The following is a 14611-nucleotide window of genomic DNA, read 5'->3' on the forward strand; positions in this document are numbered from 1 at the left end:
CTATCAGGGAAGGATGGAACATTTGAAGATATTAACCGTAAATACAGGAAGTTCCTCTGTCCGCCTTGCCGCATTTATAAATACCGGCAGTGTAACAAAGAAGCTGGCTGACAAACATTTAAAGCTTGATGATAGAGCGCCAGAGACTTTACTGCGCTCTTTTCTTGAAGACTGCGGCAGTCAGAATATTCAATGCGTTGCCCACCGTGTTGTGCATGGGGGCACAAAACTTATTCAGCCATGTGTGATAAATTCTGAAATTGAGGATGAGATCGGCCGTCTTTCAGTTATGGCGCCGCTGCACAATCCCGTTGCGCTGAAATGGATCCGCATATGCCGCGAATTATTCGGGCAGAACATTCCGCAGGTTGCGGTCTTTGATACCGCTTTCTATTCTCAGATGCCTGAAGTTGCAAAGACGTATGCCTTGCCGCGTGATATCTGCAGAGAGCATGGGATAAGGCGTTACGGTTTTCACGGCCTTGCTCACAGCGCCATGCTGCAAAGATGGCAGGAGATTCGGCCTGATCTGAAAGAAAGCGGCAGGGTTATTTCGCTTCAGCTTGGCGCAGGCTGTTCTATAACGGCGGTAAGAGACTGCAAGGCGGTGGATACTTCCATGGGATTCTCACCGCTTGAGGGGCTGGTCATGGCAACACGTTCAGGAGATATTGACCCTGAGATAGTAATATTTCTTCAAAAGTCCGGAAGTCTCACATCTGATGAGATACATAAGGTGCTGAGCGAGTCCTCAGGTTTATTGGGTTTATCAGGCATCAGCGCTGATATGCGAGTGCTGCTTGAAAGCGACAAGCCTGAAGCGCGCCTTGCAATTGATCTTTACTGCTACCGCGCAAGAAAATATACAGGCTCATACCTTTCGGTTCTCAATGGGGTGGATGTCATACTCTTCGGCGGCGGGGTAGGGGAAAATGCTCCGTTGATAAGAGAGCGCATTCTCCATGATATGAAATGGTGCGGCATAGAGCTTGACCGCCGCATTAACAATGATACAATTGCTATAGAAGGGCGCATCACTTCATCCTCAAGCAAAATTGAAGCGTGGGTGATTCCCGTAGACGAAGCCGCAGTCCTTGCAAAAGAGGCGTTTACAATTATAGGAGGCTAATATGAGTAACGTTTTATCCGCAGAGAAATTAAAGTTAATGAACGCTTACTGGCGCGCGGCAAATTATCTTGCCGTGGGGCAGATATATCTTTATGACAATCCGCTTCTGAAGGAGCCTTTGAAGATAGAACACATAAAGCCGAGGCTTCTCGGCCACTGGGGCACGACCCCGGGACTCAACTTTATTTATGTTCATCTAAACAGGATCATTAAAGAGCATGATCTGAATATAATCTATATTGCCGGTCCCGGGCACGGCGGCCCTGCGATAGTTGCCAACACTTATCTTGAAGGCACATACAGCGAGGTCTATCCGCATATCTCACAGGATGCCGACGGAATGAAGAAGCTCTTTAAGCAGTTCTCATTTCCCGGCGGTATTCCCAGCCATGTTGCCCCTGAGACGCCGGGTTCGATCCATGAGGGAGGCGAGCTCGGATATGCGGTCTCTCACGCCTACGGCGCGGTATTTGACAACCCCGGACTTATCGCTGCCTGTGTTGTCGGAGACGGCGAGGCAGAGACAGGCCCGCTTGCAGCTGCATGGCATTCAAACAAGTTTCTAAATCCTGCCCGCGATGGAGCGGTACTGCCGATACTTCATCTGAACGGATACAAGATAGCCAATCCTACATTACTTGCAAGGATCAGCCATGAGGAGCTTGAAGACCTTTTTGTTGGATATGGCTATAAACCATATTTTGTTGAAGGGTCAGAGCCTGAGGCCATGCACCAATTGATGGCTTCCACAATGGATAAGGTTTTTGCAGAGATAAGATCCATTCAGAACGATGCCCGTTTAAACGGGGTGACAAAACGGCCTCAGTGGCCGATGATAGTAATGCGTACGCCTAAAGGCTGGACAGGCCCGAAGGAAGTTGACGGCAAGAAGACCGAGGGTTTCTGGAGGTCGCATCAGGTTCCTTTTTCAGAGATGACCGGCAATTCCGGCCACATCAAACTTCTTGAAGACTGGATGAAGAGTTACAGGGCTGAAGAGCTCTTTGATGAGAAAGGCATGCTTAAACCTGAGCTGTCTGAACTCGCTCCAAAAGGCGAGCGGCGCATGGGCGCGAATCCTCATGCCAACGGCGGCGCTCTGCTCAAAGCTTTGAAGATGCCTGACTTCCGCGATTATGCGTTAAAGGTAGATGCACCTGGGCAGGTTGAGGGAGAGGCCACTCGCGTTATGGGGTTCTTTATGCGGGATATAATGAAGCTCAATATGAAGAGCAGCAACTTCCGCGTCTTCGGCCCGGATGAGACAGCATCAAACCGGCTCGGCGCGCTCTTTGAAGTAACAGACCGTGTGTGGATGTCAGACACGATACCCGAAGACGACCATCTCTCTCCTGACGGAAGGGTGATGGAGATTTTGAGCGAGCATACATGCCAGGGCTGGCTTGAAGGTTATCTGCTCACAGGACGCCACGGGCTCTTCTCGTGCTACGAGGCCTTTATCCATATCATTGACTCGATGTTCAACCAGCACGCCAAGTGGCTGAAGGTCACGTCAAAAGAGATACCCTGGCGCCGTCCTATCGCATCTCTTAACTATCTGCTGACATCGCATGTTTGGAGGCAGGATCATAACGGCTTCAGCCATCAGGACCCCGGCTTTATCGATCATGTCGTGAACAAGAAGGCGGACATCATCCGTGTTTATCTTCCGCCTGACGCGAACACACTTCTCTTTGTGACAGACAAATGCCTGCGAAGCCGTGACTTCATAAATGTCATAGTCGCGGGCAAACAGCCTGCTCCGCAGTGGCTTGATATGGATGCCGCCATAAAGCACTGCACATACGGGATAGGCATATGGGAATGGGCAAGCAATGACAGGGGTTCGGAGCCTGATGTTGTCATGGCATGCGCAGGTGATGTCCCCACACTTGAAACGCTTGCAGCGGTTGACATTCTCCGTCAGCAGATGCCCGGCCTGAAGATACGGGTCATCAATGTTGTTGACCTTATGACACTCCAGCCGAAAGAGGAGCATCCGCACGGGCTCTCGGACAAAGATTTTGACACGCTATTCACAAAGGATAAGCCGATAATATTCGCGTATCACGGTTATCCATGGCTTATTCACCGTCTCACATACCGCAGGACAAATCACAAGAACCTTCATGTCAGGGGATACAAAGAAGAAGGCACCACCTCAACTCCCTTTGATATGGTCGTCTGCAACGACCTCGACCGTTTTCATCTTGTTGCAGATGTGATAGACCGCGTGCCGGATCTCGGTTCAGTCGCAGCTTACACCAAACAGTTTGTTCGTGATAAACTTATTGAGCATAAGCAGTACATCAAGAAGTACGGGCAGGATATGCCTGAGATCCGTGAGTGGACATGGAAACAAAATAATAGCTGAAAAATATTAAGGAGGGTTAATGATGAGATCAATAACAAAATCCGTATTGGGGATACTGCTGACAGCGTTTCTTTGCCTTGGTGCTTCAGCAGGCTGGGCGCTGCACGACTATTTCAAGAGCCTTGATACCAACAATGACGGCAAAGTAGACCTTCAGGAGTTCTCAGGCGAGATGAAGAAGTATATCTTTGATGAGCTTGATGCTGACAAGAACAATGAAGTGACTGAAAGCGAATGGGGCAGCGTTCCCGATATAACTGAAGAGAAAGAGCATGAGAGTGTTTTTAAGAAGATGGACAGGAATACGGACAGCAGGATCACCTTTTTTGAATTCTCAGATTACGCTGAGAGCAACTCAAACATACAAAAGGCATTTATGGGGCTTGATATGGACAAGAACAATCTCCTCTCTCCTGACGAGGTCTCATCCCGCCCGACGTTCAGGATGATAACGGTGCATTTTTAAGAGGCGATATATCTGACCAAATGGAATATTTGACCTTTTTCATCTTCGCGTTTACGTCAATCTTTGTCATCGTCAACCCGGTGAGCGGTATCCTTACATTCATTTCACTGACAGAGGGGATGAGCCCTGATGAAAGGAACGGCGTTGCGCTGCGTTCCGTGACCGTTGCCTGTATTATGGCGATAGTTTTTGCGGTTGCGGGCGAGGGCATCATGAGGTTTTTCAGCATCACGGTAGACAGCCTGCGCGTGGCAGGCGGCGTCCTTCTATTTCTCATAGCGATTGACATGCTTCATGGCAGGGTATCCAGAGAGAGCGTGACTCCTGAAGAGGTGAGGGATGCGTCAAACAGGGATTATGTGGCGGTATTTCCTATGGCGATCCCGCTGCTCACCGGCCCCGGCGCAATAACCACTGTCATCATATTGATAAGGACCGGCAGGACGCTGGAGATGAAGCTGATCACGCTTCTTGCCATTGTTCTCACATTCTTCCTCTCTTATCTTTTCTTCAGGTTTGCCAACACTATAAACAGAATAATAGGCGTCACTGTATCTCTCGTCATAACGCGCATAATGGGACTTCTTCTCGGAGCGATAGCAGTAAACTTTGTCACTGAAGGGTTGTGGAATATATATAAGTCGTTTAATTGATTTTAACTCTCGAAGGATAGGAGATAACCAATGTCTATTAATATCTCTTTCCATGGCGGTGTCGACACTGTGACCGGCTCGTGCCATCTGCTTCAGGCAGGAGGTTTGAATATCCTTGTTGACTGCGGGCTCTTCCAGGGCGGGACTGATATCGATGAAAAGAACTATGACGATTTCGGATTTGATCCTTCCTCTATAGATTATCTACTTGTCACGCACGGCCATCTTGACCATTGCGGACGGATACCGATCCTTGTCAAAAAAGGCTTCAAGGGGAAGATCATTACTACCGCGGCAACCGGCGAGATCGCAAAGGTAATCCTGCTTGACTCCGCAAAGATACAGGAAGAGGATTTTGAGAGATGGAAGAGGATAAAGAGGCGCAGGGGACAGATACAGCGGGAGCCTCTATATACAACACTCGATGCTGTTGACGCACTTGTGCATTTTGATCCAAGCGCGCGATATGAGACCCCGATCAAATTAAACGGAAGCGTAACAGCAACCTTCATGGACGCGGGGCATATCTTCGGGTCTGCATTCATAGAGATCAAGGTCAAGGGTTTTGGAACGCTAATATTTTCCGGCGATCTCGGCAACAGGGGCAAGCCGATCCTTAATGACCCTTCATTTCCTGAGAAAGCTGATGTGGTCATAATTGAAAGCACGTATTCAAACAGGAACCATAAAAATATTGATGACTCAGTGGCTGAATTCCGTCAGGCTATAATCGATACATTCAAAAGAGGCGGAAATGTCCTCATACCTTCATTTGCATTGGAAAGGGCGCAGGACCTGCTTTATTATCTGAGGGAATTTCGTCAGAACGCGGAGATACCTGCATGCAGTGTATATCTTGATTCTCCGATGGCGATCAATGTCGCCGACATCATGCACAGGCATCCGGGACTTTTTGATAAGGAAGCAGCCGGGCTGTTACAGCGAGGAATAGACCCTTTCATGTTCCAGGGTTTAAAGCTTACAAGGTTTCCTGAAGAATCAAGAAAGATCAATTTCATCAAGAGCAACGCCATTATCATTGCGGGTTCAGGCATGTGCAACGGCGGAAGGATAAGCCATCATCTTAAGCATAATATATGGAGAAAAGAATCTTCAGTGGTATTCGCGGGCTATCAGGCTGCTGGCACACTTGGCCGAAAGATAGTTGACGGCAACAGGAGGGTGAAGATCTTTGATGAGCCTTTCAAGGTAAACGCAAAGATATATACGATAGGCGGTTTTTCAGCGCACGCTGACAAGGATATCCTTTTGGACTGGCTGCGGCACTGCAAAGGTCTTGATAAACTCTTCCTCGTGCACGGCGAGCGTGACATTATTGAGGGATTTAGAAAAGATTTAGTGAAGAAGAAAATAGCCGCGAAGGTTAATGTCCCGCACCTGCACCAGTCGTTTGTGATTGGGTGAGCCGTTATAAAATCCTCTTGTTTTATACCTCAGCAACCTGATGGATAACTTCTGAGATATAACTTTGATATTTTACGCCGACCTTTTTTGCTTTAATTTTTATTTTTTCAATATCTTCGCTATTAACTCTTATGGTCATCGTTATATTTTTTTTCCTTGCCTTAAGAACCTTTTCTATTTTTTCCAGCTCTTTCCCATTTATTGGAGTATATGCTCCACGAATTAAGGCGTTTTCGATCTCTTTTTCTTCTTTGGATAATTTAATTCTATTCATTTTTTCACCTCATTTTTATTGTGTTTTATAGTGTAGCTGCGGCTTGGGAACAATGTTTTCAGGAATATATATTCCTCCTCAACAACACAGGGTATGATCCAAATGTATTTTTTGTATTCAAACTTTAAAACCATTTGATTTTTTCTGGTTGGGTGTTTTTCTGCTCCGATAAATTTTGAATCTAATATTTCTTCAAATGATGCGCCTCTTTCTTTTTTAAGTAGTTTATTCTTGTTTTCATTCCACCTGAATTCCTTCACGATTTAAGATTAACACAAGTAAAATGTATTTACAATTATAATTACATTAAAATAGAGTGAGTGACGAGTGCCGCTGTATCGTAAACATAACAGTGAAGATGGCAGATGGGGTTGTTCAAATGCCAATAGGTAACTTCCTATTACGTAGACATTTCTAAAATAGAGTTTCCGGTATGTTGCTTTATAACTGGTGGTACACTTTTGCATGTATGGCATATTAGTACCATGATGAGGTAAAATGAAAGCAGAACTTGTTTATCATGAGAAGAGATATTTTGAGGACAGTACATTTCAGGAGATAAAGATATGGAGTGTGCCTAAAAGTAAAGACAAGCCTCATGGCATCAAATACTCTTTTACCTATATTGCTGATAACAAAAGGGTGCTGGGATATGACAATGCAGAATATAAAGGAGACCACAGGCATTACAAAGGCAGAGAGTATCCTTATATATTTCACAGCCTGGATAAATTATGGCAGGACTTTAACAGGGACATAGAAGACTTCAGGAGGAAGAGATGAGGGTAAGAGATATAAAGATATCCATAAAAACGCGGGATGAATTGTTTGATGAGGTAAAAGGTGTCTGGGGAAAGCTGGAAAAAGGGAAGAAGGTTTCAAGGCACGAGGGAATATCTTTTGAAAGCCTTGATGCCATGAGAAAGGTTCTGACAGAGAAGAGGCTGAAGATACTGAAGACGATCAAGAAAGAGCACCCGCAATCAATTTATCAACTTGCCAGCCTGCTCCACAGGGATATTAAGAATACATTCAATGATGTCCGGCTTCTGGAAGAGATGGGGCTTATAGACCTGAAGAAGACCAAAGACGGCAGAGAGAAGTGTACTCCTGAAGTGTCATATGACAGGATTGTGCTTGAGATTCCGGTAGGGTAGGAGCCGCTAAAACCACTTCTTCCTCTTAAAGAAGAACAACATCGTAATCGCCACAGCAGCCATCAGGCCCAATGCAAAGGGATAACCGTAATACCAGTTGAGTTCAGGCATGTTGAGAGGGCTGTTTTCGGTCTTGAAGTTCATGCCGTAAAGCCCGGCGATGAATGTCAGCGGTATGAATATCGCAGCGAAGATGGTGAGGACCTTCATTACTTCATTCATCCTGTTGCTTATGCTTGAGAGGTATACATCAAGCATGCCTGAGATCATGTCCCGATAAGTCTCCACTGAATCTATGACCTGTATCGTATGGTCGTAAAGGTCGCGCAGGTATATGCTGGTGGATTCTTTTATAAGAGTTGTCTCATCCCGCTCCAGGGTGCCTATTATCTCGCGCAGAGGCCATACCGATCTCCGCAGGAATATCATCTCTCTTTTTAAAGAATGTATCTTCTGTAATGTTTCAGGCTTCGGATTAATAACGAGCTCGTCCTCTATGATCTCTATCTCTTCTCCGATATTTTCAATTACCTTGAAATAATTATCCACCACTGCGTCTATGAGTGAATACGCAAGGTAATCAGCGCCTGCCTTTCTCGTGCGTCCCTTATTGAGTTTGATTCTGTCTCTTATAGGGTCAAAGATGTCCCCGATATTTTCCTGGAATGTTATGACGTAATTACTGCCGATGATAATGCTTGCCTGCTCAACATCCACAAACTTTGTTTCTTGATTGTAAGTGAGCATTTTGAGGACGATGAATATGTAGTCGTCAAATATATCCATCTTGGGGCGCTGCTCTGTATTAAGGAGGTCTTCGATGACCAGCGAATGGATATTGTAATGTTCGCCCAACTTTTCTGCTATGGGAACATCATGAAGCCCGTCAACATTGATCCATGTGACCGTCGGCCTTTCTCTGAAAGGAAAGCACTCTTCAACGTTGTGAACTTCTCTTATCTCAACATTGATCTCGTCGTAATCAATTACAGTTATCTTAACTTGCTCAGCTTTTTGTTCACCGACAAAGACCGGAGCTCCGGGAGGAAGCCCTGATTTAGTAGATCTCTTTGACCTCTTGTATCTTCTTACTCTGTGTTTGACAGGCTTGGCCATTGGTCTGTTTATAACTTTAAGAAATTTCTCAGAAGGTCCATCCCTGCCTTTGTCAGTATCGATTCAGGATGAAACTGCACTCCTTCTATGAGAAGCTCTTTATGCCGCACTCCCATGATCTCATCCATGTCAGTCCATGCTGTTATCTCAAAGCAGGCAGGAAGTGTCTCTCGCTTAATGAGGAGGGAATGGTATCTTGTCGCCTCGAAAGGATTTGGCAGGCCTTTAAATATAGTCTTGCCGTCATGATGTATCATGGACGTCTTGCCGTGCATAAGCCGCGGCGCATTTATTATGTCTCCGCCGAATGCCGCGCCTATTGACTGGTGGCCGAGGCATACGCCAAGGATCGGGAGCTTTCCTGCGAAATGTTTAATGACATCAATTGATATGCCCGCCTCTTTTGGCGTACACGGGCCCGGTGAGATGACTATCCTTTCAGGGCTCAGCATCTCTATCTCAGGGATAGTTATCCTGTCATTCCTGAAGACCTTCACATCTTCACCCAGTTCTCCAAAGTACTGGACCAGGTTGTAGGTAAAGGAATCATAGTTGTCGATCATTAATAACATAGTTAAAGCTTCTCCGCCATCTCTATCGCCTTGAACATCCCTTTTGCCTTGTTCACCGTCTCCTGATATTCCAGTTCAGGGTCAGAGTCTGCCACAATGCCTGCTCCTGCCTGGACGCAGGCTTTATCATCCTTGAATATGATAGTCCTTATTGTGATGCACATATCCATATTACCTGAAAAATCAAAGTAACCCACGCATCCGGCGTACGGCCCGCGCCTTGCGGGTTCAAGCTCCTCTATTATCTCCATAGCCCTTATCTTCGGCGCTCCTGATACTGTGCCGGCAGGGAATGATGCCCTGAGCACGTCAAATGAGTCAAGCCCTTTTTTGAGCTTGCCCACAACATTTGATACTATGTGCATCACATGGGAGTATCTCTCTATCGTCATCAGTTCGGTCACTTTTACCGAACCGGTGACCGCAACCCTTCCGACATCGTTTCTGCCGAGGTCAACGAGCATTATATGTTCGGCAAGTTCCTTCGGGTCTGCGATGAGTTCTTTCTCCAATTCAAGATCTTCTTCCTTGGTCTTGCCCCTTCTTCTTGTTCCGGCGATCGGCCTCAGTTCGATAGTTTCGCCTTCAACCCTTACGAGTATCTCAGGCGATGAGCCGACAAGAGTGCTTCTGCCGGTATTCAGATAGAACATGTAGGGCGATGGGTTAATGACCCTCAGCGCCCTGTAGGCGTTCATGGGGTTGATGTCCGTCTCTCTTTCAAAGTTCTGCGATAATACGACCTGGATTATATCACCGGAGTTGATGTAATCTTTTGCCTTCTCAACAGCATCTTTAAATCCTTCTTTTCCGAATGAACTTTTTATCTCTGCCTTCTGTTCTTTCCCGGCATCATTACCTTTTCTGTTCTTTGGCGGGACAGCCTTTGCCATCAGTTTTTTTACTATGGCATTTATCTTTTCTTCAGCCTCTCTGTATGCCTCTTCAGGCTCTTTCCCTTCTGTGTATGCGTTGGATATGACCTTTATCGTCTGGCTGAGGTTGTCAAAGACAAGAAGCGTGTCAGTGAACATCAGAAAGATATCAGGGTGGTCAATGCCTTTATGGCGCATGTCAGGCAGCTTTTCAAAATGGCGCACCGTGTCATATCCGATGTAACCGACAAATCCTCCGAAGAACCTCGGAAGCCCTTCAGTCTTTACAGGCCTGTACTTTTTCAGCTCGGAAGAGATCACCTCAAGCGGGTCATGCTTAAACCTAACCTTCTCTTTTTCTGCGCCGCGTTTGATAGTTATGTTTCTGCCCTTTCCCTCGATTATCATTGATGGCGCGCTTCCGAGAAAGGAGTATCTCGCCCATTTCTCGCCGCCCTCTATGCTCTCAAGCAGAAAACCGGCTTTGGCCTTAAGCTTCAGGAACGCGGAAAGCGGGGTCTCAAGATCGGCAAGGATCTCCCTGTAGACAGGTATAAGATTGCCTTCTTTTGTTTTCTTTTTAAATTCCTCTATGTCAGGGTGCAGCATTTGACAAACTCACTCAATATTCATTATGATTTTAACTGTCTATTATAGAATAAAAAGAGTTAAAAATTGTTTTATTGCGGGTGTAGCTCAGTGGTAGAGCACAACCTTGCCAAGGTTGGGGTCGAGAGTTCGAGCCTCTTCACCCGCTCCATTAAAGATCAAAAGGAGTTAATACCGGCAAATCGGGATTAACTCCTTTTTTGTTTGATAGAGGATAGTTGAGAAAATGTTGTAACTTGCATCAGAAGATTGCATGTTGTTTTCAGCGGCTGACTTCACCAATATAATCCTCCCCCTCAGGCCGTGCGACTGCGGCAAGCTTACCATTAACGAAAACCTGTATGAATGGTGTTGCTGTGTTAATGCCGGCTGTTAAGTTTCTTATGTCACGGCCTATATTTGCAGCTATTGCCACTGCTTCGAGGTCAGTCAGGCCGGGTGATAGTTTGACACGGCAGGTTTTGGTGTTGATCAGTATGATAGAAAGTATCTTGCCTTGATATTTAGATGTTAAGCTGTTTGCAATCGTTTTCCAGTCATGTTCAGTAGTGTTTTGTGTTGTTTGTTCAGTCCGTTTCTCCGCTATTTTTTCCTGCCGCATTATTGATAACTTGGTCACTAACCACATCGCGCCTAACGATAACAGCCCCATTATTATTATGAAGACTATCAAACATCGCCCTGCTCTTTTTTTAAGGAATATGTTTGCCAAGGTCATCATCCTCTTGTTTCGGGACAGGTCTTCTGTCATTTTTGAGTCTTCTGATATGGTATCTTCGCTGATGTCCTGTATATCCAGGATGTTTCGTGTGCCTTCGCCTGTCAACTAAAGTCCGCCTGACAAATTTGCGTTCAGCGTCATCGTCTTCTTCATTTTGACGGCCGAACTCATTATCGTTTTTATCGTTATTAACCATATGAAAATCTCTGAATAAATTCTATCACAACTTATTCAGTTATAACAGCGGTAGTCGGCCATTTTGCCGGCAACAAAAGTTTTAAAATTTATGAATTGGCAATGAAAAGGTGAAATCTGGTAAAATTCTACTCGCACTTAAAAGGCGACGTACCCAAGTGGCTAAGGGGGAGGTCTGCAAAACCTTTATTCAGCGGTTCGAATCCGCTCGTCGCCTCCAATACTTTTATTGTTTGTCTGAGCCTTTTAAACTAATATATCTAATGCTATTTCCATCGGTTCGAAAGATTCCTTATCTTGTTTTGTTTCTACTTTCTTTTTTGTTCTTTGCACGGATCTCTCATGCTTCATACTTTCAGCCTGATGAGGCTGAGACTCAGATAAAAGAGGCTGCCGAATTCATAAGTTCAGGCAAATATGAAGATGCAGAAACATCGCTTCTAAAGCTGATAGAAAGATATTCTTCAGATGGCAGGGCCTTGTTTTTGCTTGGGAGGCTTTACCTGATAAAAGGGGAGGCTGTTAAGGCGGAGCAATATCTGAAGAAGGCAGAAGAGGCATACCCGCTTCTTAAAGATTATGCATTAAAACTTCTTGCCGATAATTATGTCAAGAGCAGGGAATATGAAAAGGCGCTTGATGCGGCAGCTCTGATAAAGAGCAGCATTCTCAAAAAAGAAGTGATGCTTCTCAGGATAAAATCCCTGCTTGCACTAAAAAGGGATGATGATGCGAGGAGAGAACTGCATGAATTTGTCCGTTTATATCCTCAGGAGTGGAATTACAAATGGATGCTTGCATCACTGCTTAGGGAAAGAGGCGAAACAGAAGCAGCTGTAAAGATCTATAAAGACATATATATAAGCGCATCCCCGCTCTCTACTGATGCGAGCAGAGAACTGAAACCTTTAAAGGCTGATATATTTACCAAGAGAGAGATATTAAAAAGGGCTGACAACTTTTTTAAAAATGGCGACTACAGGCTGGCAGAGCTTAATTACAATCGTGCGCTGAAAGGTTTTATAGATCCCATCAGGAAGAGAATAAAATATCAGATCGCTATGTGCCGTTTCAGGCTTAAGGATTATGACAGGTCAGCCGCCCTATTTGGCACAGTAGGATCTGCAAGGGCAAAATACTGGCAGGCAAGGTCTCTTTACAGGGCTGACAGGTTCGGAGAGTTTGTGCAGGCAGTAAATGAACTCCGGAAGAAGTACCCTCATGACAAACACTATGCAATGGCTCTCTTTGTTTACGCCGACGATTTCAGGAGAAAGGGTGATGTGAATGCGGCTACAGAGATTTATAATAGAATAACAGAGAACTCACCGTCAGATGCAGAGGAGGCGTTGTGGGGGATAGCGTGGATGAACTACTCTGCCGGCAATTATGAAACTGCGCTCGCAAGTTTTATCAGGCTCTCTGAATATAAGAAGAGCAAAGATTACAATAAGTACATCTACTGGAAGGCAAGGAGCATTGATAAGCTGTCTGAGAAGTGCCTTAATGATAAATCCGAAGGTGTGAATTGTCCGGCGCCGGGCAAGTATCTCATTAAAGATTTTGCTCCTGATAACAGCTATTACGGTTTGCTGATAAGGTTGAATTACGGTGTTGGAGAGATGCCTGAGAGGGCTGATCTTTACACGCCTGAAAGGCCGGAGGGCGAGAGCTTTGAGAGGATAGAGGCGCTTGCTCTTCTTGGAATGAGGTATGAGGCGGTGAATGAGATTGGTGCGGTTTTATCAAAATCTCTGGCCAACAGGGAGCTGTTATATCTCGGGTATCTGGCGAAGGGCATTGATGAATATAAAAGCATAATCAGATTTGCCGAGGGAGCGGATGGGAAGGATTTTCTCCCTCTGTCATACCCGCGGGCTTACTGGGACATAATAAGCCGTGTATCTGAATCAAAAGGCATAGACCCGTATCTTGTTGAGGCTCTTATCAGGGAAGAGAGCAGATTTGATCCTGCTGCGCTCTCATGGGCAGGGGCGCACGGACTTATGCAGCTTATGCCTGCCACAGCCGCCAGGATGAAGGCGGACGCAGGAGTTGTTCTGAATGACGAGTCAGACCTGCATGATGCCGAGAAGAATATTCTCATTGGGACGCAGTACCTGTCTTTTCTCTTAAAGGAATTCAGCGTATTGCCTTTTTCTATAGCATCCTATAACGCCGGCGAGAACGCGGTAAGAGGATGGATGAAGAGGTATCAAGGAAGGGCCTCTGATGAGATCATAGAGGAGATCCCTTATGATGAGACAAGGAATTATGTAAAAAAGGTCTTGAGGAGTTACTGGCGGTACAGGTTATTATACGGGCTGGATATTGAGGGATATTGATTTTTGAGTATAATTAAGCAGATAGATTAAAGGGCTTTACTTTTAGGTTTAACTTTGATAACTTACAAACTGACAAAACAGGAAGTCTTTAATTTCTTAAGGGAGGATGATGTCTTGGATAAGATAAAGTTGCTTGAGGAGAAGATAACGCAGGTGATCATAAAGCTGAAATCTCTTTCAGATGAGAATAGTTTGCTGAATTCCAGGGTGCAGGAACTCAAGGAAGAACTGGCGAAGAAGGATGAGCAGCTTATATCAGCTAAGAAAGAATTAGAGGGCGCCAATAAACTGAAAGAAAATATTGAAAAGCTCAACAGCGAGCGTGACGCCGTTAAATCCCAGATCGAGGGTTTGATAGGCGAGCTTGAATCCATAGAGCTTTAGGGGATTATTCTATGCGATCAATAGAGGTGCAGATCCTTGGCCAGAACTACTCAATAAAAACAGATGAGGATGAGGCTTATATAAAAAAACTCGCCCACTATGTTGACAGTAAATTAAAAGAGGTCTATAGCGCCGCCCCTAACTCCAATCATGTAAAGGTGGCGATCATGGCTGCCTTGGGCATAGCTGATGAACTCTTCAAAACCAGAGATGATCTGGAATCCTTTGACAAAATAGTTGAGGAGAAGACAAGGGTCTTGTCGAGCCTGCTTGAAGAGTAGTCCTGAACTATTCGGCTGCTTTGGATATTACCCCT

General features: G+C 45.4%; 16 protein-coding genes and 2 tRNA genes. 12 read left to right on the forward strand and 6 right to left on the reverse strand.

Going from position 1 to position 14611, the window contains the following annotated elements; translation table 11 throughout:
* Positions 1-22: 22 nt before the first annotated feature.
* From HY807_07155 to HY807_07175, 5 genes are read left to right on the forward strand one after another with little or no spacing between them, the layout of a single operon-like run.
* Complete coding sequence (locus tag HY807_07155; protein MBI4826186.1) at positions 23-1129, forward strand: acetate/propionate family kinase; 1107 nt, start codon at positions 23-25, stop codon at positions 1127-1129.
* Position 1130: 1 nt separating this feature from the next.
* Positions 1131-3503, forward strand: coding sequence for a phosphoketolase family protein (locus tag HY807_07160; protein ID MBI4826187.1), 2373 nt, complete (start codon positions 1131-1133; stop codon positions 3501-3503).
* Positions 3504-3522: 19 nt separating this feature from the next.
* Complete coding sequence (locus HY807_07165; GenBank protein MBI4826188.1) at positions 3523-3969, forward strand: EF-hand domain-containing protein; 447 nt, start codon at positions 3523-3525, stop codon at positions 3967-3969.
* Between the two features lie 20 nt (positions 3970-3989).
* Complete coding sequence (locus tag HY807_07170; protein MBI4826189.1) at positions 3990-4622, forward strand: MarC family protein; 633 nt, start codon at positions 3990-3992, stop codon at positions 4620-4622.
* A gap of 30 nt (positions 4623-4652) precedes the next feature.
* Positions 4653-6047, forward strand: a complete 1395-nt coding sequence (locus tag HY807_07175) for an MBL fold metallo-hydrolase (protein ID MBI4826190.1) — start codon at positions 4653-4655, stop codon at positions 6045-6047.
* A gap of 22 nt (positions 6048-6069) precedes the next feature.
* Here HY807_07175 and HY807_07180 read toward each other — a convergent pair whose 3' ends face one another.
* Positions 6070-6321 (reverse strand): hypothetical protein, encoded by a 252-nt coding sequence (locus tag HY807_07180; GenBank protein MBI4826191.1) that lies wholly within the window; start codon positions 6319-6321, stop codon positions 6070-6072.
* Complete coding sequence (locus HY807_07185) at positions 6318-6581, reverse strand: toxin (protein MBI4826192.1); 264 nt, start codon at positions 6579-6581, stop codon at positions 6318-6320. The genes HY807_07180 and HY807_07185 overlap by 4 nt, the downstream gene beginning before the upstream one ends.
* A 238-nt stretch (positions 6582-6819) precedes the next feature.
* Between HY807_07185 and HY807_07190 the strand changes: the two genes are divergently transcribed.
* Positions 6820-7104 carry a hypothetical protein gene (locus HY807_07190; protein MBI4826193.1) on the forward strand — a complete coding sequence of 95 codons (285 nt, stop codon included), beginning with the start codon at positions 6820-6822 and terminating at the stop codon, positions 7102-7104.
* Positions 7101-7478: a MarR family transcriptional regulator gene (locus tag HY807_07195; GenBank protein MBI4826194.1), complete on the forward strand. Its 378-nt coding sequence runs from the start codon at positions 7101-7103 to the stop codon at positions 7476-7478. Before HY807_07190 ends, HY807_07195 begins: the two co-directional genes overlap by 4 nt.
* 6 nt (positions 7479-7484) lie before the next feature.
* On the opposite strand, the gene corA is transcribed toward HY807_07195, so the two are convergent.
* The 3 genes from corA to trpE are packed head-to-tail and all read right to left on the reverse strand — an operon-like array spanning position 7485 to position 10650.
* Positions 7485-8594 carry a magnesium/cobalt transporter CorA gene (corA, locus tag HY807_07200; GenBank protein ID MBI4826195.1) on the reverse strand — a complete coding sequence of 370 codons (1110 nt, stop codon included), beginning with the start codon at positions 8592-8594 and terminating at the stop codon, positions 7485-7487.
* An 8-nt stretch (positions 8595-8602) separates the two neighbouring features.
* Positions 8603-9166, reverse strand: coding sequence for an aminodeoxychorismate/anthranilate synthase component II (gene pabA / locus HY807_07205; GenBank protein ID MBI4826196.1), 564 nt, complete (start codon positions 9164-9166; stop codon positions 8603-8605).
* Positions 9167-9168: 2 nt separating this feature from the next.
* Entirely contained in the window at positions 9169-10650 is a 1482-nt protein-coding gene (gene trpE / locus HY807_07210; GenBank protein MBI4826197.1) for an anthranilate synthase component I, read from the reverse strand.
* 76 nt (positions 10651-10726) lie between these two features.
* Here trpE and HY807_07215 point away from each other — a divergent pair.
* Positions 10727-10801: transfer RNA gene (locus tag HY807_07215), tRNA-Gly, on the forward strand.
* A gap of 111 nt (positions 10802-10912) precedes the next feature.
* Here HY807_07215 and HY807_07220 read toward each other — a convergent pair.
* The gene (locus tag HY807_07220; protein MBI4826198.1) at positions 10913-11476 is read right to left on the reverse strand and encodes a hypothetical protein; all 564 of its coding nucleotides are present in this window, start codon (positions 11474-11476) and stop codon (positions 10913-10915) included.
* 234 nt (positions 11477-11710) lie between these two features.
* Here HY807_07220 and HY807_07225 point away from each other — a divergent pair.
* From HY807_07225 to HY807_07240, 4 genes are all read left to right on the forward strand, one after another.
* Positions 11711-11786: transfer RNA gene (locus tag HY807_07225), tRNA-Cys, on the forward strand.
* Positions 11787-11868: 82 nt separating this feature from the next.
* Complete coding sequence (locus HY807_07230; GenBank protein MBI4826199.1) at positions 11869-13911, forward strand: tetratricopeptide repeat protein; 2043 nt, start codon at positions 11869-11871, stop codon at positions 13909-13911.
* Between the two features lie 114 nt (positions 13912-14025).
* The gene (locus HY807_07235) at positions 14026-14295 is read left to right on the forward strand and encodes a hypothetical protein (protein MBI4826200.1); all 270 of its coding nucleotides are present in this window, start codon (positions 14026-14028) and stop codon (positions 14293-14295) included.
* A gap of 11 nt (positions 14296-14306) precedes the next feature.
* On the forward strand, positions 14307-14576 hold the full coding sequence (locus tag HY807_07240) for a cell division protein ZapA (GenBank protein ID MBI4826201.1): 270 nt from the start codon (positions 14307-14309) through the stop codon (positions 14574-14576).
* The last annotated feature ends 35 nt before the right edge of the window (positions 14577-14611 follow it).

The organism is Nitrospirota bacterium, from assembly GCA_016207885.1.
Taxonomy (GTDB): Bacteria; Nitrospirota; Thermodesulfovibrionia; order UBA6902; family UBA6902; genus JACQZG01.

Excerpts from the sequence above, each read along its gene's own strand:
- HY807_07240 (MBI4826201.1), top strand. The coding sequence starts at position 14,307 with ATGCGATCAATAGAGGTGCAGATCCTTGGCCAGAACTACTCAATAAAA.
- HY807_07165 (MBI4826188.1), top strand. The coding sequence starts at position 3,523 with ATGATGAGATCAATAACAAAATCCGTATTGGGGATACTGCTGACAGCG.
- HY807_07190 (MBI4826193.1), top strand. The coding sequence starts at position 6,820 with ATGAAAGCAGAACTTGTTTATCATGAGAAGAGATATTTTGAGGACAGT.
- HY807_07160 (MBI4826187.1), top strand. The coding sequence starts at position 1,131 with ATGAGTAACGTTTTATCCGCAGAGAAATTAAAGTTAATGAACGCTTAC.
- HY807_07170 (MBI4826189.1), top strand. The coding sequence starts at position 3,990 with ATGGAATATTTGACCTTTTTCATCTTCGCGTTTACGTCAATCTTTGTC.
- corA (MBI4826195.1), bottom strand. The coding sequence starts at position 8,594 with ATGGCCAAGCCTGTCAAACACAGAGTAAGAAGATACAAGAGGTCAAAG.
- pabA (MBI4826196.1), bottom strand. The coding sequence starts at position 9,166 with ATGTTATTAATGATCGACAACTATGATTCCTTTACCTACAACCTGGTC.
- HY807_07195 (MBI4826194.1), top strand. The coding sequence starts at position 7,101 with ATGAGGGTAAGAGATATAAAGATATCCATAAAAACGCGGGATGAATTG.
- HY807_07180 (MBI4826191.1), bottom strand. The coding sequence starts at position 6,321 with ATGAATAGAATTAAATTATCCAAAGAAGAAAAAGAGATCGAAAACGCC.
- trpE (MBI4826197.1), bottom strand. The coding sequence starts at position 10,650 with ATGCTGCACCCTGACATAGAGGAATTTAAAAAGAAAACAAAAGAAGGC.
- HY807_07175 (MBI4826190.1), top strand. The coding sequence starts at position 4,653 with ATGTCTATTAATATCTCTTTCCATGGCGGTGTCGACACTGTGACCGGC.